Source organism: Alphaproteobacteria bacterium (assembly GCA_020638555.1).
GTDB lineage: Bacteria > Pseudomonadota > Alphaproteobacteria > Bin95 > Bin95 > JACKII01.
Genome location: JACKII010000003.1, coordinates 86720 through 106449, shown reverse-complemented (window position 1 = coordinate 106449; position 19730 = coordinate 86720). Strand labels below are relative to the sequence as shown.

Annotated in this window: 21 protein-coding genes; 14 read left to right on the top strand and 7 right to left on the bottom strand. The window is 66.8% G+C overall.

The genetic code is table 11. From position 1 onward, the window contains the following. The first annotated feature begins 73 nt into the window (after positions 1-73). The 9 genes from H6844_12065 (at position 74) to H6844_12025 (ending at position 5932) form a co-directional block, all read left to right on the top strand. Positions 74-328 carry a DUF2282 domain-containing protein gene (locus H6844_12065; protein ID MCB9930133.1) on the top strand — a complete coding sequence of 85 codons (255 nt, stop codon included), beginning with the start codon at positions 74-76 and terminating at the stop codon, positions 326-328. Positions 329-361: 33 nt separating this feature from the next. Then, positions 362-1261: a DUF692 domain-containing protein gene (locus H6844_12060; GenBank protein MCB9930132.1), complete on the top strand. Its 900-nt coding sequence runs from the start codon at positions 362-364 to the stop codon at positions 1259-1261. Next, the gene (locus H6844_12055; GenBank protein ID MCB9930131.1) at positions 1245-2066 is read left to right on the top strand and encodes a putative DNA-binding domain-containing protein; all 822 of its coding nucleotides are present in this window, start codon (positions 1245-1247) and stop codon (positions 2064-2066) included. Before H6844_12060 ends, H6844_12055 begins: the two co-directional genes overlap by 17 nt. Before the next feature lie 68 nt (positions 2067-2134). Then, positions 2135-2596, top strand: a complete 462-nt coding sequence (locus tag H6844_12050) for a DoxX family protein (GenBank protein ID MCB9930130.1) — start codon at positions 2135-2137, stop codon at positions 2594-2596. Positions 2597-2777: 181 nt separating this feature from the next. Then, a complete protein-coding gene (locus H6844_12045; protein MCB9930129.1) occupies positions 2778-3029 on the top strand; it encodes a hypothetical protein in 252 nt (83 codons plus the stop codon). Positions 3030-3123: 94 nt separating this feature from the next. After that, entirely contained in the window at positions 3124-3975 is an 852-nt protein-coding gene (locus H6844_12040; protein ID MCB9930128.1) for a DUF692 domain-containing protein, read from the top strand. Continuing rightward, entirely contained in the window at positions 3972-4760 is a 789-nt protein-coding gene (locus H6844_12035; GenBank protein MCB9930127.1) for a putative DNA-binding domain-containing protein, read from the top strand. The genes H6844_12040 and H6844_12035 overlap by 4 nt, the downstream gene beginning before the upstream one ends. A gap of 162 nt (positions 4761-4922) precedes the next feature. Then, positions 4923-5432 carry a hypothetical protein gene (locus H6844_12030; GenBank protein MCB9930126.1) on the top strand — a complete coding sequence of 170 codons (510 nt, stop codon included), beginning with the start codon at positions 4923-4925 and terminating at the stop codon, positions 5430-5432. After that, positions 5429-5932: a hypothetical protein gene (locus tag H6844_12025; protein MCB9930125.1), complete on the top strand. Its 504-nt coding sequence runs from the start codon at positions 5429-5431 to the stop codon at positions 5930-5932. The genes H6844_12030 and H6844_12025 overlap by 4 nt, the downstream gene beginning before the upstream one ends. On the opposite strand, the gene H6844_12020 is transcribed toward H6844_12025, so the two are convergent. Continuing rightward, positions 5831-6574, bottom strand: coding sequence for a hypothetical protein (locus H6844_12020; protein MCB9930124.1), 744 nt, complete (start codon positions 6572-6574; stop codon positions 5831-5833). The genes H6844_12025 and H6844_12020 overlap by 102 nt on opposite strands. A 685-nt stretch (positions 6575-7259) precedes the next feature. Here H6844_12020 and H6844_12015 point away from each other — a divergent pair. The 3 genes from H6844_12015 (at position 7260) to H6844_12005 (ending at position 10008) form a co-directional block, all read left to right on the top strand. Beyond that, positions 7260-8468, top strand: coding sequence for a CoA transferase (locus tag H6844_12015; GenBank protein ID MCB9930123.1), 1209 nt, complete (start codon positions 7260-7262; stop codon positions 8466-8468). A gap of 181 nt (positions 8469-8649) precedes the next feature. Next, positions 8650-9141, top strand: coding sequence for an SRPBCC domain-containing protein (locus H6844_12010; GenBank protein ID MCB9930122.1), 492 nt, complete (start codon positions 8650-8652; stop codon positions 9139-9141). Positions 9142-9270: 129 nt separating this feature from the next. After that, positions 9271-10008, top strand: a complete 738-nt coding sequence (locus H6844_12005; protein MCB9930121.1) for an SDR family oxidoreductase — start codon at positions 9271-9273, stop codon at positions 10006-10008. An 18-nt stretch (positions 10009-10026) separates the two neighbouring features. Here the strand turns inward: H6844_12005 and H6844_12000 are convergent, their stop codons facing one another. The 5 genes from H6844_12000 to cysE all read right to left on the bottom strand — a co-directional run bounded on the left by H6844_12000 (position 10027) and on the right by cysE (position 16424). Then, positions 10027-10866: a TauD/TfdA family dioxygenase gene (locus H6844_12000; GenBank protein ID MCB9930120.1), complete on the bottom strand. Its 840-nt coding sequence runs from the start codon at positions 10864-10866 to the stop codon at positions 10027-10029. A gap of 106 nt (positions 10867-10972) precedes the next feature. Further along, a complete protein-coding gene (locus tag H6844_11995) occupies positions 10973-11914 on the bottom strand; it encodes a hypothetical protein (protein ID MCB9930119.1) in 942 nt (313 codons plus the stop codon). 259 nt (positions 11915-12173) lie between these two features. Further along, positions 12174-14282, bottom strand: coding sequence for an enoyl-CoA hydratase/isomerase family protein (locus tag H6844_11990; GenBank protein ID MCB9930118.1), 2109 nt, complete (start codon positions 14280-14282; stop codon positions 12174-12176). A gap of 96 nt (positions 14283-14378) precedes the next feature. Then, on the bottom strand, positions 14379-15710 hold the full coding sequence (locus H6844_11985; GenBank protein ID MCB9930117.1) for a DUF2254 domain-containing protein: 1332 nt from the start codon (positions 15708-15710) through the stop codon (positions 14379-14381). A 9-nt stretch (positions 15711-15719) separates the two neighbouring features. After that, positions 15720-16424 (bottom strand): serine O-acetyltransferase, encoded by a 705-nt coding sequence (cysE, locus tag H6844_11980; GenBank protein MCB9930116.1) that lies wholly within the window; start codon positions 16422-16424, stop codon positions 15720-15722. A gap of 160 nt (positions 16425-16584) precedes the next feature. Between cysE and H6844_11975 the strand changes: the two genes are divergently transcribed. Next, a complete protein-coding gene (locus H6844_11975; GenBank protein ID MCB9930115.1) occupies positions 16585-17583 on the top strand; it encodes a cysteine synthase A in 999 nt (332 codons plus the stop codon). A 132-nt stretch (positions 17584-17715) separates the two neighbouring features. Here the strand turns inward: H6844_11975 and H6844_11970 are convergent, their stop codons facing one another. Beyond that, positions 17716-18567, bottom strand: a complete 852-nt coding sequence (locus tag H6844_11970) for a TauD/TfdA family dioxygenase (GenBank protein MCB9930114.1) — start codon at positions 18565-18567, stop codon at positions 17716-17718. 131 nt (positions 18568-18698) lie between these two features. On the opposite strand from H6844_11970, the gene H6844_11965 reads away from it, so the two are divergent. Next, the gene (locus H6844_11965; GenBank protein ID MCB9930113.1) at positions 18699-19727 is read left to right on the top strand and encodes a 5-methyltetrahydropteroyltriglutamate--homocysteine methyltransferase; all 1029 of its coding nucleotides are present in this window, start codon (positions 18699-18701) and stop codon (positions 19725-19727) included. The last annotated feature ends 3 nt before the right edge of the window (positions 19728-19730 follow it).

The following is a 19730-nucleotide window of genomic DNA, read 5'->3' as shown; positions in this document are numbered from 1 at the left end:
AACCGTGGAAGGCGCAGGGTCGGCGACCCGGCGATGCGACCGCACCGACACCAATCAAAAAGGATCGATCATCATGACCAAAACGGCTCTTCTTGCCAGCGCGATTGCCGCCGCCGTCGGCGCCTCGGTTGCCGCCGGCCCCGTCGCCGCCGCCGACCAGAAGATGGAAAAGTGCTTCGGCGTTGCCAAGGCCGGCGCCAACGATTGCCAGACGGCGACCCATTCCTGTGCCGGCACCTCCACGGTCGACGGCCAGAAAGATGCCTGGTTGCTGGTGCCGGCGGGCCTCTGCGATCGTCTGGCCGGTGGCTCCAAGACCTCCGGCTGATCGCCTTCGGACCCGACCCTCGGAATGACCGCCATGCCCACCTCGCCGCACCGCCCGCCCGCCGCCGCGCCTGCCGCGCCTGCCGCGCCTGCCGGGATCCCGGCCGCAGCGGGGATCGGGCTGCGGGCCGTGCATTTCGAGGCGTTGACGCGGACGCTGCCGCCGGTCGCCTGGCTGGAAATCCATCCGGAAAACTATCTGGGCGGCGGCGCCCCGCTGGCCTATCTGGCCAAGGCGCGGGCGCAGTATCCGGTCTCGATGCACGGCGTCGGCCTGTCGCTCGGCTCGGTCGACGGGGTCGATGCCGCGCATCTGGCGCGGCTGGCGGCGCTTGCCCGGCGCATCGAGCCGGGCCTGATCTCCGAACACGTCGCGTGGAGCGTGCACCAGGGCACGTATTTCAACGACCTGCTTCCGCTGCCCTATACAGAGGAAAGCCTGGCCGCGGTCTGCCGCAATATCGCGGCGGTGCAGGAGGCGTTCGGCCGGCCGATCCTGGTGGAGAACGCCTCCACCTATCTGCAATTCGCCCATTCCACCATTGCCGAGCCGGACTTCCTGCGCGAACTGACCATTCGCACCGGCTGCGGCCTGCTGCTGGATGTGAACAACGTCTATGTCAGTTGCCGCAACCACGGCTGGGATGCCGACGCCTATCTGGATGCCCTGGCCGGCGCCCCGGTGGGGGAGATCCATCTGGCCGGCCACGCGGAAAACCGGGTCGGCGACCGGGTGATCCGCATCGACGACCATGGCAGCCCGGTCGCCGCGCCGGTCTGGGCGCTCTATCGGCGCGCGCTGGAACTGTTCGGCCCGGTGCCGACGCTGATCGAGTGGGACACGGCGATCCCGCCGCTGGCCGAGTTGCTGGCGGAGGCCGACCGGGCCCAGGCCCTTTTGACAGAGGTGCTGCGCCGTGCCGACGCTGCGTGAGATCCAGGACGCGTTCCGCGCCGGATTGTTGGCGCCGGACGCCGCTGCCGCAGGGACCGCCGCCGCTGCCGCGATCCTGCCGGACGGTCTCGACGCCGCCCAGCGCCTGCAAATCCACCGCAATCACGTGTTCACCACGCTTGGCGATGCCTTGGCCGGAGTCTATGCCGCCGTTGCCGCCATGGTCGGAGCCGAGTTTTTCCGCGCCATGGCGCAGCGCTTCGTGACGGCCGCGCCGCCGACCGAGCCGGTGCTCTACGCCTATGGCGCCGGCTTTGCCGATTTCATCGCGGGTTTCCCGCCCGCCGCCGGCCTGGCCTACCTGCCCGATCTCGCCCGGCTGGAATGGGCGCTGCATGCCAGCTTTCACGCGCCGGACGCGCCGACGCTGCAAGCCGCCGATCTGGGTGCCCTGCCGCCGGAGGCCTTGCCGCGCCAGACCCTGCGCCTGCGCGCCGACGCCCGCCTGGTGCGCAGTTCCTGGCCGGTGGCCGATCTCTGGCAGGCGGTGCGCAGCGGCGATGCCGACGCGGTCGGCTCTGTCGACCTCGATGCCGGCCCGGTGCATCTGCTGGTGCTGCGGCAGGCGGGCGATGCCCGGCTCTGGGCCTTGCCGGCGGGCGAGTGGCACTGGCTTTCCGCCTGTGCCGGCGGCCAGGGGCTGGCGGCGGCGGCGGAGGTGGCCCTGACCGTCGATCCGGCTTTCGACCTGACCGCCGCGCTCACCCGCAACCTGCAACGCGGCACCTTCGCGCCGCTGTCGGCCGATCCGGCCGACCCCGAACCCCTGCGCAATCGCCAATAACGAACGGAGACGGAACCCCGATGACCCAGCCTGCCGGACTGGAGCCCAGACCCGCCAACAGCAGCCTGATGGAGGCCGTGAACTACGGCATCGCCCTGCTGGAGAAAATCCCGATGAGCCTGATCCTGCTGGCCGCGCGGGTGGGTATCGGCATGGTGTTTCTGCTGTCGGCCAAGACCAAGGCCGTGGACTGGAACCTTCTGGACGCGCTGACCTTCCAGCTCCAGACCAGCCCCTCCTTGCCCTATCTGTTCGAGGAATACGGCGTGCCGCTGCTGGCGCCGGCCACCGCCGGCTGGCTGGCGCTCTACATGGAAAGCTGGCTGTCGCTGCTGCTGTTCGCCGGCCTGTTCACGCGGCTGGCGGCGCTGGGCCTGTTCGGCATGACCCTGGTCATCCAGATTTTCGTCCTGCCGGGCAGTTGGGACGTGCATGTGCTTTGGGTCGCCGCGCTGCTGCTGATCATGGCGCGGGGGCCCGGCCTGATTTCGGCCGACCATTGGCTCGGCCGGATGCTGGGAGGGCGGTAATGCTTGATATGGCTCACACAACCGTGAAGGCGTGTGTGCGTGTGTTTAGTGGTGTTGCTCGCCCGAACCGGCAGAATACGCCCAGCACCGAGCCCGTCCTTTCGGGTCTGTGCGGGAGTGTTCGCCATTGCGCCGGGCTGTCCGGTGCAACCACATCTTAGGAGACTTCACAATGTCCGTAATGCAAAAGACCACCGGTGTCGTGCTTGCCGCCGCTGCGGCCGCCATGTTCTCGGCCAGCGCCATGGTCGCGCCGACCGCCGCCGTCGCCGCCGATGGCGTGAAGTGCATGGGCGCGAATTCCTGCAAGGGCCAGAGCGCCTGCAAGAGCGCGGCCAACTCCTGCAAGGGCCAGAATGCCTGCAAGGGCCAGGGCTGGATCAGCACCAAGACCGCCGAAGAGTGCATGAAACTGGGCGGCAAGGCGGGCTGATCGCCCAACCCCGCACTTGTTTTGCCGCGGTCGGGCGCCCATGTGTGCCCGGCCGTTTTTCTTTCCGGATCCGTTGCCCGAAGGAGCGCGTGCGATGGCCGACACTGCGCCGGACCGGCCGCCCTATCTGGGCTTTGGCCTGGGATTGCGGGCCCAGCACTATGCCGACGTGCTGGAGCGCAAGCCGCCGGTCGACTGGTTCGAGATCATTTCCGAGAACTACATGATTCCGGGCGGCCAGCCGCTGGCGATTCTCGACCGGATTCGGGCGGATTATCCGGTCGTCATGCACGGCGTCTCGCTGTCGATCGGCAGCACCGACCCGCTCGACCCCGATTATCTGCGCGACCTGAAGGCGCTGGCGGACCGGGTCCAGCCGCGCTGGATCAGCGACCATCTCTGCTGGACCGGCGTCGGCGGCGTGAACCTGCACGACCTGCTGCCGCTGCCCTATACCGAGGAAGCGGTCGCCCATGTCGCCGGCCGGATCCGGCGGGTGCAGGACTATCTCGACCGTCGCATCGCGATCGAGAACGTGTCCTCCTACGTCACCTATACCCATTCGGCCATGAGCGAATGGGAGTTCGTCTCGGCCGTGGCCGAGGCGGCGGATTGCTGGCTATTGTTCGACGTGAACAACATTTATGTCAGCGGTTTCAACCACGATTTCGACGCCCGGGCCTTTATCGAGGGCGTGCCGCGCGAGCGGGTGGTGCAGTTCCACCTGGCCGGGCACAGCCATAATGGCACCCATATCGTCGACACCCACGATGCGCCGGTGATCGACGATGTCTGGGACTTGTACGAAACCGCCTGCCAGCGCTTCGGCCCGGTCTCGACCATGATCGAACGCGACGACAACATCCCGCCGCTGGACGAGCTGCTGGCGGAGCTCGACCAGGCCCGCGCCATCGCCGCGGCGGTGGCGGAACGGGCCGTCGCATGAGCCGCCTTGCCGCCCTTCAGGCCCGATTCCAGGCCGGCATTCTCAGCGAATCCGACGACCGGGTCCTGGCCGACCTCGACGATGCCGCGGGCGAGAACGCCGCGACGCGCTTCGGCATTTACCGCTATGCCTACACCGCCCGGCTGGTGGAAGTGTTGCAGGCCAATTTCGAATACACCTGGAGCCTGCTGGGCGATGAGGGCTTTGCCGACGCGGCACGGACCTATGTGCGGACCGGGCCGTCGCGGTTCCGCAATGCCCGCTGGTTCGGCGACGGCTTGGCGCCATTTCTGGCGCGCCGCTTTGCCGAGACGCCGGCGGTTGGCGATGTCGCTGCGCTCGACTGGGCCATTGCGGGCGCGTTCGATGCTCCGGATTCGCCCCCGATGCGGGCGGAGGCGCTGGCCGCTCTCCATCCCCAGGCCTGGCCGGGCCTGCGTTTTGGCCTGCACCCGTCGGTGCGGGTGGTGCCGGTGGCGACGCCGGCGGCCGCCATCTGCGAGGCGCTGGCCACGGGCAACGCTCCGCCGCTCGACCCCGTCGAGCCGCACACGGTTCTGGTCTGGCGCGACGAGGCGACCGTGCGCTATCGTGCCCTGGAAGCGGATGAGGCCGCGGCACTCGATGCGGTTGCCGCCGGCCGGTCGTTTGCGGAGGTCTGCGAGACTCTGGCCCAAAGGGTCGGCGCAGAGGCCGCGGGTGCGCGGGCCGCAACCCTGCTGGCGCAATGGCTGGCGGCGGGCGTGATCGGCCGGATGGAGGGCGATGAGTCAATAAACAATTGACTTTTAACCCGATGTCACTATTGCGATATCTGGTCGGGCGGATTAAATACCAAAAGTGGCGAAGTGAATAGAACGCATCTAGAGTATTAGGGAATTGCCGTGGTACTGTCTGGAGACGCAAATCAGGGGCGCGCTCTGCCGCAAGGGGGGCTCGCGACAATCGTGAAATCGACGGACATTCCGATTTTGTCGGCAACGGACCGTTTGCAACGGGCCCTGTTGCGTTGGGTGGATCTGTGCGGCATCTCCGGCCATTACGAGGTTGCGGGCGATGTCGAAACCAGCATGACGGAACTGTCCATGCTGGACGAGCAATCCTACATCATCGGGGTGGTCGGCAAGAATCCCAGCGACTGGCCGATCATCTGGTCGGGGCAGGCCGTGCTGATCCAGGCTGGACGGGATTTCGGGCCGGCCGTGGCCGAATGGGTGGGCGAGCCCCGCCTGCTGGCCTTGTTTGCCCAGGAATACGTGGATGCGGTGCGCTACCGCCGGGCGGCGGCCCGCCGGTTTTCCCGGAGCAGCGGCGAGAGCGATGATGCGATCGACCAGTTGATTTTTCCGCTGCGGGACAAATCTTCGTTTGAGTATGTGCTCGTGCAGGGCGAGGTGGTGAGTGGGGCATTGCTGTACAGCCAGAGAAATCCGGCGCAGGACGGTGACGTGTCATGATCGTTGAACGCGAGACCAGCAGCGGCGAACTGGTGGAAAGCCGGATTTGTCCGTTGAACGAACTGGACGAATCCGAAGACGCGCTTCTGGCGCGCTTGGTGCGCTATTGGTTTTCCCTGCCCCGCAATCACGGCGTGGTGCCGGATATCGACAATGTCGGCCTGATGAAGCTGACAAATCTGGGCGTTCTGGGCTGGTTCCATATTGTCGACGTGCACAACGACGACCCGGCGAACTTCTGCTACCAGCTGTTCGCGCAGCGTGCGACCGCCGTCGGCGGGTTTTCGGGCCAGCGCATTTGCGACATCGGTTCCAAGGTCCTGCAACGGACCCTGGAACGCGATCTCGTACGGGCGAAGTCCAACCGTTTCCCTCTCTTTCAGGGCGTGAGCACCAAACTAACCAGCCACAGCCGCGAGTACCGGCGGGTTGCTCTGCCGCTCGCGAGCGGAACGGATGATGTCACGCATCTGTTGATCGGAGTTCATTTCAATCAGTGACAGATCGCTGGCGATCTGCATGATCATCTGGTCGTGGGCGATGGAGGTCATGAACACCTTGTGCGATTGCTGGGTGTCCTCGAACCAGCCGTCGACCAGCAGGTCGCAGCGTGTATAGCCATAGGTGTTGAAGGGCAGACCGCGGGCGGCGACCGGCTCAAGCGAGTTGCCGCATTGCCAGTCCATCTGCGGCCAGCGCGTCAGGGCATAGGCGCGGGCCATGCGTTGCAGCAGCCAGGCCAACCCGTTGTGACGCTCGGATTTCGCCACGAAAAGTCCGGCGGGGTAACCCACCAGGCCGCGGGCTTCCGGATACTGGTCGCGCGTGAGCGCCAGTTGCATCGGCGGCCGCTCGCTGGCCTGCTCGCCAAACCAGAGCCTCAGGGAGCGCTGCTCCTCCACGAAATCGTCGCTTTCGATCATCCGCTGGGCGATGCAACCGATGATTTCCTTGGTGTCCTGCTTGTAGACCGCCAGCCAGAACGAATTGTCCGGGCCGAGTTCGTGATAAGCGGGATTGACTGCGGAGTTGACGACGCCGTGCGGATTTGTCCGCAGATAGTAGTCGACCCAGCCCGAAACATCGTTGCTGATCGACGTGGAATAGCCGGAATTCCACAGCAGCGAGGTGCAGGCGTTCATGAATGCTCGCGGGGTACGCTCCAACATAGAATAGACCTTTCACTCGGTTGGTTGTCGTGCCTGTGTATCGTACAATCTCGGGTATTTTGTGCCAGTGTCCATGCGGGAGTAGAGCGATTCCGAGTAGATCGCGTGGATCTTTAGGCTGTTGCCTGCCCGGTTCATACGAATTCCCCGCCTGGTAGCATCGCACTTACCTCTGATAGCAGAAGTTGGCGAAAGATTACACAAGTTGTAAATATGGCGATTGGTGTGACATTGTCGATAGTGGGAATTACCTAACAAAAAGTGGCAAAAAATACATACATATGTAAGATTTTTGCAATTCAAGATACGGTTGTAATATTATATGGATGACAATGTAGGAGAAATCACTGTATACACAGGGAAATTTTCCCGAATTTGCTAATAAAAGTTGAATAATAATGTTTTGTTGCGCTTTAAAAAAATTCTATATTCGCAAAATCTCATGAATGAACAGAGTAGCGGCTAGAATAGCGAATTTTGCGTAGGGCGTTACGGATGTATGTTATACTTATGGTAGAGGTCGCGCAAAGTCAGGTCCATGGCCCGATCGGGCCGTTGAGCGGTGCGGTCAGGGTGCCGCACCCGTGCCGTGCCGCGTTTGGCTTCCGCCTTGCTATAATTGCCGCCAAAAGACCCCGTTTCGAAGGACCTTTGCCTTATGGGACCGCTCGCCCACGCCCGCGTGCTCGAACTGGGCTCGACCATAGCCGGGCCATTCTGCGGCCGGCTGCTGGCCGATTTCGGCGCGGATGTCGTCAAGGTCGAGCCGCCGACCGGCGACCCGGTCCGTTCCATGGGCAAGCACGGGAAAGACGAGGCGGGTGCCGACGTCTCCCTCTATGCCGCCACCATCCTGCGCAACAAAAAGCTGGCCGCCATCGACATGCGCACGGCGGCAGGGCAGGAGGCGATCCGCGACCTCGCCCGCAACAGCGACGTGGTGATCGAGAATTTCCGGCCGGGCGGCCTGGAAAAATGGGGCCTGGGCTATGACGACCTGAAGGCGGTCAATCCCGGCCTCGTCATGGCCCGCATTTCGGGCTTCGGCCAGTCCGGCCCCTACAGTCCGCGGCCCGGCTTCGGCATTATCGGCGAGGCGGTGAGCGGCCTGCGCCACATCACCGGCGACCCGGACCGGCCGCCGGCGCGGGTGGCGGTGTCGCTGACCGACTACATCACCGGCCTTTATGCCGCCTTCGGCATCGCCATGGCCCTGATCCACCGCGACCGCACCGGCGAGGGGCAGGTGGTCGACGCGAATCTGATGGAATCCGCCTTTAGCTTCATGGAACCGCACATCCCCGCCTACGACCAGCTGGGCCATGTCGCCAACCGTGCCGGCTCGCGCCTGCCCGGCGTGGCGCCGAACGGCCTGTTCCAGACCCGCGACGGGCGGCAAATCCAGATCGCCGCCTCGGCCAATCCGGTGTTCCGGCGGCTCTGTCGGGTGATGCAGCGGGACGACTGGCCCGATGACGAACGGTTCGCCACCGCCCGTGCCCGCGGCCGGAACCAGGACGTGCTGGAAGGCCTGATCCAGGACTGGGTCGGCACGCGGGACCTGGCGCCGTTGGAGGCCGATCTCATCGCCAACGACGTGCCCGCCACCCGCATTTTCACCATGGCCGACGTGTTCGACGACCCGCACTATGCCGCCCGCGGCAGCATCGCCCGCGTGCCGCATCCGGCCCTGGGCCTGCTCGCCATGGCCGCACCGGCGCCGCGCCTCTCGGCCACGCCGGGCGAAGTGCAGTGGCCGGGCCGCGCCATCGGTGCCGACAGCCGTGCGGTGCTGGCCGAGCGGGCCGGCTACGCGCCGGAGCGGATCGAGGCGCTGATTGCCGCCGGTGTCGTCAGTGCCGGTTGATGCCGCGGCCGGGGCCTTGCACAGAGGTGGGTACCTTGCTGACCGTCCGGCAGGCTGTTACGGTCCCGGGGTATGCCGTCGGACCCGATCAGCGCCCGAGTCCCGCCGACGCCGCGCGCGGGCGCCGTTCCCGGTCTGATGTGGTCATGCCCTCCAATCCTCGCAGATAAGGACTGAAGCCATGGCGGACGACAGCCCTGCCACCCCATCCGGCCCCTTTGATCTCAGCATCGAACTGCGGATCGAAGCTCCGCGCGACAAGGTCTGGCGCTGCTGGACCGAGGGGCCGCTGATGGAGCGCTGGTTCGCGCCGCCGCCCTGGACCACGCCGAAAGCGGATTTGGAAGCGCGGGCCGGCGGTCATTATTTTGTTTTGATGCGCAGCCCGGACGGCGTGGAGATCGAGAATAGGGGGGTTTTTCTGGATATGGTGCCGGGCGAACGATTGGTGTTCACCGATGCCTATACCGAGGCCCGCAACTGGACGCCCAGCGCCGACCCGTTCCTGACCGCCATCGTCACGTTCGCCGACGCCGGCCACGGCGCAACGCTGTTTCGCCTCTGGGTCCGGCATTGGACGCGGGAGGCGCGGGATACCCATATCGACATGGGGTTCAAAGCGACCTGGACGGCGGCGGTCAAGCAGTTGGAGGCGGTCGCCAGGACCCTGTAGCGACGCTTCCCGAACGCAAAGGGCAAGCGCCTCGGCGCCGGGCGAGGGACCCGCGCGTCCGCCGCGCCGGTTGACGCCGCCGCGGCCCGCCCGCAAGCTTTCGCATCCGAACGCGAGAGGGACCGGGCGATGCGCCTTGCCGACAAGACCATTCTCATCACCGGTGCCGGCTCCGGCATCGGCCATGCGCTCGCCGAGCGCTGCCTGTCCGAGGGCGCCGAGGTGGTGGCGGTCGACCGCGACGCTGGCGGCATGGCCCGCCTGGGGACGCCGCTCCAGCTGACCGGCGATGTCCGCGACCCGGACCTGGCCGCCCGCGCCGTCGCCCTCGCGGAGGAGCGGACCGGCAAGCTGGACGGGCTCGCCACCGTCGCCGGCATTTCCCGCAGCGGCATCGCCATCGACGCGATCAGCGAGGAGGATTGGGATGCGATCTTCGCCATCAACGTCAAGGCGACCTGGCTCTGGCTGAAAGCCGCCATTCCCGCCTTCCGCCGCCGGGGCGGCGGCGCGGTGGTGACGGTGGCCTCGCAACTGGCCTTCGGCGGCGGCGCCATGAACGCGGCCTATATCGCCTCCAAGGGCGCGATTGTCAGCCTGACCAAGACGGCGGCGCTGGAACTGGCGCCGGATCATATCCGCGTCAACGCCATCGCCCCCGGCGCGACCGAGACGCCGCTGTTCCAGGCCGGCATGGCCCGCAACCCCAATCCCGCGGCGCGCGAGAACTCCCGCAACCGCCACGCCATGAAGCGCTTCGGCCAGCCGCACGAAATCGCGAGCGGCATGCTCTATCTCTTGAGCGACGAGGCCAGTTGGACCACCGGCCACACCCTGCTGGTAGACGGCGGCTGGACCGCCGCCTGAGTCCGCCCCGGGGTGCCCCTAAACCGGCACCTCGTCCAGGCGGATGGAGCAGCGGTGCATGTGGCGGTAGGCCGGCCAGTAGTCCGCCACCGCATAGTGCAGCGTGCAGCGATTGTCCCAGAAGGCGATGGAGTTCGGCCGCCACTGGAAGCGGTACTGGAATTCCGGCAGGGACACATGCTCGAACAGGAATTCCAGCACGCCGCGGCCTTCCCGCTCCGGCATGTCCGCCAGATAGGTGGTGAAGGACTGGCAGACATAGAGCGACTTCTTGCCCGTCACCGGGTGGGTGCGCACGACCGGATGGGTCACCGGCGGGTTCTGGCCCTGCACCGTCGCCATGCCCTTGCCGCCGTCGCCCTGCCATGACCGCGCCTTGGAGGGGCGGGAGTGCAGGTTCATGAAGTCGTTGATGGCGTAGACGCCGTCCAGATAGCGCTGCATGCGGTCGCTCAGCGCCTCGTAGGCGGCGGTGCCGGAGACGAAAATGGTGTCGCCGCCCAGCTCCGGCACCTCGATCGCTCGCAGGACGCTGGCAAATTCCGGCTTTTCGCGGAACAGGCCGTCCGGGTGGTAGTGGTTGACGTTCGGCGGCCGCTCGCGGTCATAGGTCAGCGTCGAGATTTCCGGCGCATCCGCATCGACGCCGAACGAGGCCTTCTGCGCCGCCGGCACCTGGCCATAGCGCTTGGCGAAGTCCACCTGTTGCTTCGGCGTGATGTCCTGGTCGCGGAAAAACACGACGCCATACTGCATCAGCGCGTCGTGGACCGCGCGGGCCTCCGCGTCGGTGATGGTGGCCAGGTCGATGTCGGTGATTTCGGCGCCCACCGGCAGGCTGACGGGACGGATATGCATGGGCTCCAACCTCTGGGTCCGGGCGGGCCGGCGGCGTTCGCCTCGCCGGCCCCTTTGCCCCTAGCCCTACGCCGCCCGCCCCGGTTCGACAAGCCCGGATGGGACGTCAGATAGGGTCCTGGCGCTGCCGTCGCCGGGCGAGGCCGGCCAGAGCCAGACCGCCCGTTGCCAGCAGGGCCAGCGGCGCGGCTTCGGAGACCGGCGGTGCGGCGGGTTCCAGCAGCGCGGTCAGATTCCCTTGCAGCGCCGTTCCGTCCAGCAGCGTGTCATAGATCGCGACACTGTCGATGGCGCCCTGAAAGAACTCCTGCGCGGCTTCGGCGATGTCATCGCCGTTGCGGTCGATGGCGAAGGCGCCGATGCCGAAAATGCCGGGCGTTCCCGCCAGAGTGCTGGGGTTCGCGGTGTTCCAGGTCCGGTCGTTCGCGACCTGGGTCAGCAGGGTGTCGCCGGTCGAGAGATTGGCGAAGTAGATATCGGCGCTGGCCTGGCCCGGCGTGGTAACCAGGTCGATGGCGGCGGCCACATAAAGCCAGACGCCGTCGCCCAGATAGGTGTCGGCCGTCGCGCCATCGCTGAAATTGTTGCCGATGATCGACCCGATCTGGCTGGCGCCCACGGCCTCGTCCTGGACCAGGAAATAGCCGCGGTCCGCGTTCGGGCGGGTCTGGAAGATGTAGTTCACGGCCGACCCTGTCGTCTTCTGGTCGGCCCGCACCACCGCCTCGATGGTGAAGCGGTTCGGCGAGGTGAACAGCCCTGTGTTGCTGACCAGTGCGGCGCCGGCGGTCGACGACTGGGCCGGATCGACATAGGACGGCCGATAGGCCTGTCCGCCATTGAAGCCCGCCTCATAGCCGATATCGGCGACATTGCCGGGAACGCCGCCGACATTGCCCTCACCGGCGACCGCGTGCAGGTCGGCGCTGCCGGCGGAGTCCTGGTGCCGGGTGGCATTGCTCGCGCCTTCGAACGACCAGAGATGCAGGATGTCGGCATTGCCGATCTGGGCATTTTGCAGATCGATATTCGTCGCTAAAGCGGGCAACGGAGCAGACCATGCCAGGGTAATCGCAACGCCGGTGCAGATAAAGTGTGGAATAATTCTCATTTCTGCCTCCAAGTGATTCGAAATTTCCAACCCTGGACCGGGTTTCGACTTTCTGATACCAGCGTATCGTACATCGGTATGATAAGTCCAGCACCGCTTTATTGGGGGCGAATGGAGCGGTCCGCCGCATTCGCCCCAACGCAAAACGGGCACCGTTGCCGGTGCCCGTTCGCTTGGGTCCATCGGGGCAGGGGGCTCAGCCCGCCGCGCCCTTGGCCTCCTTGAAGGGGGTGCCGGCCTCGGCCAGCTTGCGCAGGAAGTCGGATGGCGCCCAGCGGTCGCCATAGCGCTGGTGCCAGGCGGCGATCTGGTTGTAGACCTCCTGCGGGCCGCCGATCAGGTCGGCCCAGAACATCAGGCCGCCGCGATAGCGCGGGAAGCCGAAGCCATAGAGCCACATGATGTCGACGTCGCTGGCGCGGTAGGAAATGCCCTCGTCCAGGATCTTGCAGGCCTCGTTGACGCTGGAGAACAGCAGCCGCTTCAGGATCTCGTCGTCGGAGATTTGGCGCGGCTCGACGCCGTGCTCCTTCATGTGCTGTTGGATCAGGTCGTGCACCAGCGGGTTCGGGTGCGGGGTACGGTCGCCCTTCTGGTAGACGAACCAGCCCTGGCCGGTCTTCTGGCCGTAATGGCCCAGTTCCACCAGCTTGTCGGCAATCGGCAGGGTGCGGTAGTTCGGGTCGGCCTCGGCCCGGCGCTTGCGCCCGGCATAGCCGATGTCGAGCCCGGCCAGGTCGCCCACCGCGAACGGCCCCATCGGATAGCCGAAATCGACCATCACCTTGTCCACCTGCTCCGGCAGGCAGCCTTCCTCCAAGAGGATCACCATCTCGCTGTTGAAGGGCGCGCGCGAGCGGTTGGCGAGGAAGCCGTCGCAATTGCCGGTGGCCGCCGGCGCCTTGCCGATGGCCTTGCCCAGCGCCATGGTCGAGGCGATGGTCGTGCCGGACGACTCCTTGCCCTTCACCACCTCCAGCAGTTTCATCACGTTGGCGGGCGAGAAGAAGTGCGCGCCGGCCACGTCCTGCGGCCGTTTGGTGACGCCGGCGATCTGGTCGATGTCCAGCGCGGACGTGTTGGAGAGGATCAGCGCGCCCTCTTTCATGGTGGCGTCGAGCTGCTTGAACACCGCCTGCTTCACGTCCATCTGCTCGAACACGGCCTCGATCACCACGTCGCAGTCGGCGATGGCGGCATAGTCGGTGACCGGCTCGATGCGGGCGAAGCGGCGCTCCATCTCGTCGGCGGCCAGCGAGCCGCGCTTGACGCTGGTCTCGTAGTTGGCCTTGACCTTGGCCATGCCGCGGTCGAGCGCCTCCTGGCTGGTCTCCAGCACCTTCACCGGGAAGCCGAAATCGGCGAAGCTCATGGCGATGCCGCCGCCCATGGTGCCGCAGCCGATGACCGCGGCGGTCTTGATCGGCTTCACGGGCGTGCCCTTCGGCACGTCCGGCAGCTTCTGCGCCTCGCGCTCGGCGAAGAAGGCATAGCGCAGCGCCCGGCTTTCGTCGGTGTTTTCCAGGTGCTTCAGCTTGGCGCTTTCCCAGGCCAGCCCCTCGTCGATGGCCGTCTTGCAGGCGACCTCGATGGCCTCGATATTGGCATAGGGCGCTTCCTGGTTGCGGGCGCGGCGCGCGATCTGCTTGCGCTTCGCCTCGAACAATTCCGGCGTGCCCTCCGCCAGCTTGTCGCCCATGTCGCGGATGCGCGGGATTGGCCGGGTGTCGGCCACGCCCTCGGCATACGTCACCGCCTCGGCCAGCAGGTCGGCATTGGCCGGGAACACGGCGTTGATCATGCCGAGTTCCAGCGCTTCCGGCGCCGGCACATGGCGGCCGCTGGTCACCAGGTCCAGGGCCTTGGCCGGGCCGATCAGGCGCGGCAGCCGCTGCGTGCCGCCGCCGCCCGGCAGCAGGCCGAGCGTGATCTCTGGCAGGCCGACCCGGGCGCTCGCCAGCGCCACGCGATAGTGGCAGCCGAGCGCCATCTCATAGCCGCCGCCCAGCGCGAAGCCGGCAATGGCGGCCACGACGGGCTTGCCGCTCTGCTCCAGCGCGTCCTGCGGCCGCATCGGCAGCTTGGCGCGCGCCTTGCCGAAAAAGCGGATGTCGGCGCCGGCGATGAACTTGCCGCCCGCGCCGATCAGCACGATGGCCTTGACCGCGGCATCGGCATTGAAGGTCTGGACGCCGTTCAGAATGCCTTCCGGCACGCCGGGGGAGAGGGCGTTGACCGGCGGGTTGTCGACGGTGATGACGCCGACGGCACCCTGTTTCGACAGGCGGACAAGGTCTTCGGACATGGGGCGTTCCTTCGTGTGCGCGTTCGTGCGGGGGCGCCCAATCTATCCCTGCCGGCCGGGCGGGGCCATAGGCGAATACGTCCTCGGATGCGGCGCTCAGCCCTCCCAGGCGGGCAGGGGTTTGCGGCCGACCTCGTGCCGCAGCGCCCGCTCGACCAGATCGCGGATCACGGCCTTGTCGGGATCCAGCGCCGTCGAGGCTTCGAATTCCGCCTGCACCAGTTGCAACTCGCGCCGCACCGTCTCCTCGCCCGGCAGGCCGACGCCCAGCCCCAGGGTCGCGAGCGCGTCGACCAGGCTCCGACACATCAGCATGTTGGTGGCCGACGCCCGGCGCAACGGCGTGAAGGCCGACTCGATCAACTCGCTGACCGTCGCGTGCGGCGCGGTCACCCGCGCGCCGCCGGCCGGGTCCGTATAGACGCCCAGATTGAGCCGCGCCCGGCGCACCCACAGCAGCGACGAGGCGAGGCGGTCGGCACAGGCGACGGCGGTGAAGGTGTCGTTGACGCCGGGGGAGAGGGCGCGCAGGGCGATTTCCACCAGCAGCGTGATCGAAAACGCCAAATCCTCCGTGGTCGTCCGGCACGGGCCGTAGACGATCAGGCCGTGAATATGGCCGATCAACGGCTCCGAATGGGGGCCCACCACCAGGGCGATCCGCTGGCCCGGCACCACATAGGAGCCGGGGACGATGTCGAAATCGACGAAGGCTTCATGGTCCCTGGCAAGGGCGGCGACCGCGCGGAAATCGATCCGGTTCACATAGCCGCTCCGGCGCGCGGTCATCACCGTATCGCCGCAGACCGGCCGCGCGAGATCGGCGCGCGAGAGAGGATTGCTCCAGGCGATGGCGCGTTTCAGTTCCGCGTCCAGCGCGTCGCCGATCAGGCCGATTTCCTCGTCGACGGTCACCTTGCGCGCGGCCGAGTTGACGAAGAACAGCAGCATGACCACGCAGGTCGCCGCCAGCAGCACCGCCACGCCGATCGTGATCTGTCCGGGCGCGTCGCTCGGATGGCTGTAGAGTGCGATCACGCAATAGAGGAAGGTCGCCCCCAGCAGGCCCACCGCCACCTGGTTGGTGCGATCCTCGGCGAAGCGCTGCAACAGGCGCGGGCCGATATTGCCCGCGGCCAGCGTGAACACCACCAGCACGCTGGAATAGACCAGGCTCAACGCCGTCATGGTGGAGCCGGCAATGGTGGTGAGCAGGGTGGAGAGTTCGCCGTGCTGGGCCGAAAGATTCAGGCCGAAATCGGGAAAGGTCCGCACCCACAACCAGTCCAGCCAGCGGGTGACGATCGCCAGGGCGATTCCCATCAGGCTGATGGAGCCGGGAACCGTCACGAACCCCCGCAGCCAGCGAATGCCGCCCAGCGTGGCGGATACCCGCGCCCGGACCAGATTTGCCAGCCGTGAAAACACGCCCGGCCGTTACTCCTTACCGGAGATCACATGCAGCGAGGTGCGCTGTTCCGGCCGGAGCGCGGCCAGTTCGCCTTCCAGCAAGGCCACCCGCTGGGTCAGCCGCTCGACCTCGGCCAGCAGGGTCTCGACCCGGCGCTCGACCGGGTCCTTGACCCCGCCGGAGACGCCATAGGCATCGAAGGGCTGTTCGTTGTCGGCCTTGCCCTTGGCCACGCGGGCCGGGATGCCGACCACGGTCACGCCCGCCGGCACCTCGCCCAGCACGACGGCGTTGGCGCCGACGCGGGCGCCCTTGTGCACGGTGAACGGCCCCAGGATCTGCGCGCCGGAGCCGACGATGACGCCGTCTTCTAGCGTCGGGTGGCGCTTGCCCTTGTTCAGCGAGGTGCCGCCCAGGGTCACGCCCTGATAGAGCGTCACGTCATCGCCGACCTCGGCCGTCTCGCCGATGACGACGCCCATGCCGTGGTCGATGAACAGGCGTTTGCCGATGGTGGCGCCCGGGTGAATCTCGATGCCGCTCAGCACCCGGCCCATATGCGAGATGAACCGGCCCCAGAAGAACCAGCCGTTGCGCCACAGCTTGTTGGCGACGCGGTGGAACACCAGGGCGTGAAATCCCGGATAGCTGAAGATGACGTCGAGCCGCGACCGCAAGGCGGGGTCGCGCTCCTTGTAGGTTTCGATTTCCGACCAGAGATCCCGCAACATGGCAGCCTCACACCGAAAAGGTTGGCCTATAGTATGGCGCCGATCGCGCCGATCGGCTAGCGTCCCCGGCAAACACAGCATTTTTGCAAGCGATGCAAGGAAAACCGCACTATCTTCGCGGTTCTTGCTCCCAACGGCTCAGATTACGAAGGCACCCCCGATGGACGTCCGCAGCGGCTTTGTCGACAGTATTGGCAACACCCCTTTGATCCGCCTCAACCGGGCGTCGGATGCGACCGGGTGCGAGATCCTGGGCAAGGCGGAGTTCATGAACCCCGGCGGCTCGGTCAAGGACCGGGCGGCTCTGGCCATCGTCCGCGATGCGGAAGCCAAGGGCCTGCTCCGCCCCGGCGGCACCATTGTCGAGGGCACGGCCGGCAATACCGGCATCGGCCTCGCCCTGGTCGGCAACGCGCTCGGCTACAAGACCGTCATCGTCATTCCCGAGACGCAGACCCAGGAAAAGAAGGACATGCTGCGCCTTTGCGGCGCCGACCTGCGCGAGGTGCCGGCGGTGCCCTATCGCGACCCCAACAATTACGTGAAATACTCCGGCCGGCTGGCGGACGAGATCGCGGCGGAGAATGCCGCCGGCGCGATCTGGGCGAACCAGTTCGACAATGTCGCCAACCGCCAGGGCCATTACGAGACCACCGGCCCGGAGATCTGGCGCCAGACCGAGGGCAGGGTGGACGGCTTTATCTGCGCCGTCGGCTCCGGCGGTACGCTCGCCGGCACGGCACAATACCTGCGCGAGCAGAAGGCGGGCGTGCAGATCGGCCTCGCCGATCCGCCGGGCGCCGCGCTTTATGAGTACTACAAGAACGGCACGCTGAAATCCGAAGGGTCCTCGATCACCGAGGGCATCGGCCAGGGCCGCATCACCGCCAACCTGGAAGGGCTCTCGATCGACCGGCCCTACCGGATCCCCGACGCGGAATCGCTGCAATGCGCCTTCGATCTGCTGGCCGAGGAGGGGCTGGCGCTCGGTTCGTCCTCCGGCGTCAACGTCGCCGGCGCGATCCGCATGGCCCGCGACCTGGGGCCGGGGCATGTGATCGTCACCATGCTCTGCGACGGCGCGGCCAAATACCAGTCGAAAATGTTCAACCGCGCCTTCCTGGAAAGCAAGGGCCTGCCGGTTCCCGCCTGGCTTTAGGACGGGCTCCCCTTCGAGCTTCCCCGGCGTCGCCGGAGGCGACAGCCGGGGCCTCTATCCGTTGCGGCCATGCGCTGGCCGGAGGTCCCGGATCGCCCTCGCGGTCGTCCGGGAAAGCGCACGGGGCTTGCTTCAGGCGGCCACCAGTTCGCCGCGGGCATCGTCGGAGGCGATGGTACAGCGCCAATGGATGCGGCGTTCCTCGATCGGATAGCCGCCGCCGGCCATGTGCAGCAGGCAGCGATTGTCCCAGGTCACCAGGTCGCCCGCCTGCCATTGGTGGCGGTATTCGGCGCCGGGCGCGATCTGGTGCGCCTGGAGATCCTCGAACAGGGCGTTCGCCTCGCCATCCGGCAGGCCGACAATGCGCAGCAGGTGGGTCGGGTTGAAATAGAGCGACTTGCGGCCGGTTTCCGGATGCGTCCGCACCAGCTTGTGCCGCACCGGCGGCAGGTCGCGGTCCTCCGGCTCCAGCAGGTCGTTGCCGCGCCGCGCGGCGCCGCCATAGACATAGTCCGCCTCCAGCCCCTCAATCCGCGCTTTCAGGCTGGCCGGCAGGGCGGCATAGGCCATGGTCATGTTGGCGAACAGCGTGTCGCCACCATGGGACGGGATTTCCAATCCGTAAAGCTGGGTCGCCTTGCAGCCCTTCGGGTCCCACGGCCCGTCCGTGTGCCAGCTGCCGCCGCGGTTGTAGACCGACTGGTTCACCGAGCCGTCGGCATTGCGGGTGCCGATGCCCATCACCGTCAGTTCCGGATGCTCCGCGTGGCGCGATTTCCGCACCAGATGCGGAAACACCTGGCCGAAGCGCCGGCCGTGCGCCAGGAATTGCGGGATGGTCAGGTCCTGGCCGCGAATGCAGATGACGCCGGCGTCGAGCCAGGCCCGGTAGATCGCTTGCCACTCGGCCTCGCTCAGGGTGCAGACGTCGACGCCGGTGACGATGGCGCCGCAGCCGGGGCTCGCTTGCTCGATCCGCATGGGTCGGGTCCTCCTTGCAGCCGTCCGGGGCCGCATGCCCGGATGCCGTTTGTCCTCAGTCTAGCGGCTCTCGCGGCTTCGGCCTACAGTGTCGCCGAGCCCTTCCGTCCAGAAAATCGCAGGTCCGCACCATGGCGCTTCCCCTCATTCCCACCATGCTGGTCGGCAGCTATCCGCAGCCGGGCTGGCTGATCAACCGCGACGTGCTGATGGGCAGCGGCCCGCCGCGGGTGCGCATGCGCCAGGTCTGGCGCATGGGGGGCGAGGCGCTGGACGAGGCCCAGAACGATGCGGTCCTGACCGCCGTGCACGACCAGGAGCGCGCCGGCATCGACGTCATCACCGATGGCGAGGTGCGGCGCGAGAGCTATTTCAACGCCTTCGCCACCGCGCTCGACGGCGTCGACATCGACAATCCCGGCACGGTGCGGGCCCGCAACGGCAAGCCGACCCAGGTGCCGCGCGTTGTCGGGCCGATCCGGCTCACACGCTCGGTGCATGCGGAGGAAGTGGCCTTTCTGCGCGCCCAGACCGACCGGCCGATCAAGGTGACCATCCCCGGCGGCTTCACCATGGCCAAGCTGGCGCTGGACGAGCACTACAACGACCAGGAAGCCCTGATCATGGCCTATGCGGCCGCGGTGAACGAGGAGATCAAGACCCTCAAGGCCGCCGGTGCCGACTGGATCCAGATCGACGAGCCCTACATGCAGGCCAATCCGCAGGAGGCGGACCGCTGGGGCGTCGCCGCCATCGACCGGGCGCTGGAGGGGATTGCCGGGCCAACGGCGGTGCATCTTTGCTTCGGCTATGCCTATGTCGTCAGCGGCAAGCCGTCCGGCTATTCCTATCTGCCGCAGTTGAACGCCTGCCGGGCGGATGCGATCTCGATCGAGGCCGCCCAGCCGCACCTGGACCCGGAGACCCTGCGCAGCCTGCCGGACAAGAAGGTGATCTATGGCGTCATCGACCTTGCCGATCCGGTGGCGGAAACGGCGGAGGTGGTGGCGGACCGCCTGCGCGGCGCCCTCCGCCATATCGACGCGGACCGCCTGATCGGGGCCCCGGATTGCGGCATGAAATATCTGCCCCGCGGCCTGGCCTTTGCCAAGCTGAAAGCGCTGGCTGACGGCGCGGCGCTGGTGCGGGCATCGCTCTGAGGC

Excerpts from the sequence above, each read along its gene's own strand:
- H6844_12010 (MCB9930122.1), top strand. The coding sequence starts at position 8,650 with ATGGCGGACGACAGCCCTGCCACCCCATCCGGCCCCTTTGATCTCAGC.
- H6844_12000 (MCB9930120.1), bottom strand. The coding sequence starts at position 10,866 with ATGCATATCCGTCCCGTCAGCCTGCCGGTGGGCGCCGAAATCACCGAC.
- H6844_11965 (MCB9930113.1), top strand. The coding sequence starts at position 18,699 with ATGGCGCTTCCCCTCATTCCCACCATGCTGGTCGGCAGCTATCCGCAG.
- H6844_11970 (MCB9930114.1), bottom strand. The coding sequence starts at position 18,567 with ATGCGGATCGAGCAAGCGAGCCCCGGCTGCGGCGCCATCGTCACCGGC.
- H6844_12045 (MCB9930129.1), top strand. The coding sequence starts at position 2,778 with ATGCAAAAGACCACCGGTGTCGTGCTTGCCGCCGCTGCGGCCGCCATG.
- H6844_12050 (MCB9930130.1), top strand. The coding sequence starts at position 2,135 with ATGGAGGCCGTGAACTACGGCATCGCCCTGCTGGAGAAAATCCCGATG.
- H6844_12060 (MCB9930132.1), top strand. The coding sequence starts at position 362 with ATGCCCACCTCGCCGCACCGCCCGCCCGCCGCCGCGCCTGCCGCGCCT.
- H6844_12005 (MCB9930121.1), top strand. The coding sequence starts at position 9,271 with ATGCGCCTTGCCGACAAGACCATTCTCATCACCGGTGCCGGCTCCGGC.
- cysE (MCB9930116.1), bottom strand. The coding sequence starts at position 16,424 with ATGTTGCGGGATCTCTGGTCGGAAATCGAAACCTACAAGGAGCGCGAC.
- H6844_12040 (MCB9930128.1), top strand. The coding sequence starts at position 3,124 with ATGGCCGACACTGCGCCGGACCGGCCGCCCTATCTGGGCTTTGGCCTG.
- H6844_11975 (MCB9930115.1), top strand. The coding sequence starts at position 16,585 with ATGGACGTCCGCAGCGGCTTTGTCGACAGTATTGGCAACACCCCTTTG.
- H6844_12035 (MCB9930127.1), top strand. The coding sequence starts at position 3,972 with ATGAGCCGCCTTGCCGCCCTTCAGGCCCGATTCCAGGCCGGCATTCTC.
- H6844_12025 (MCB9930125.1), top strand. The coding sequence starts at position 5,429 with ATGATCGTTGAACGCGAGACCAGCAGCGGCGAACTGGTGGAAAGCCGG.
- H6844_12015 (MCB9930123.1), top strand. The coding sequence starts at position 7,260 with ATGGGACCGCTCGCCCACGCCCGCGTGCTCGAACTGGGCTCGACCATA.
- H6844_12020 (MCB9930124.1), bottom strand. The coding sequence starts at position 6,574 with ATGAACGCCTGCACCTCGCTGCTGTGGAATTCCGGCTATTCCACGTCG.
- H6844_12065 (MCB9930133.1), top strand. The coding sequence starts at position 74 with ATGACCAAAACGGCTCTTCTTGCCAGCGCGATTGCCGCCGCCGTCGGC.
- H6844_11990 (MCB9930118.1), bottom strand. The coding sequence starts at position 14,282 with ATGTCCGAAGACCTTGTCCGCCTGTCGAAACAGGGTGCCGTCGGCGTC.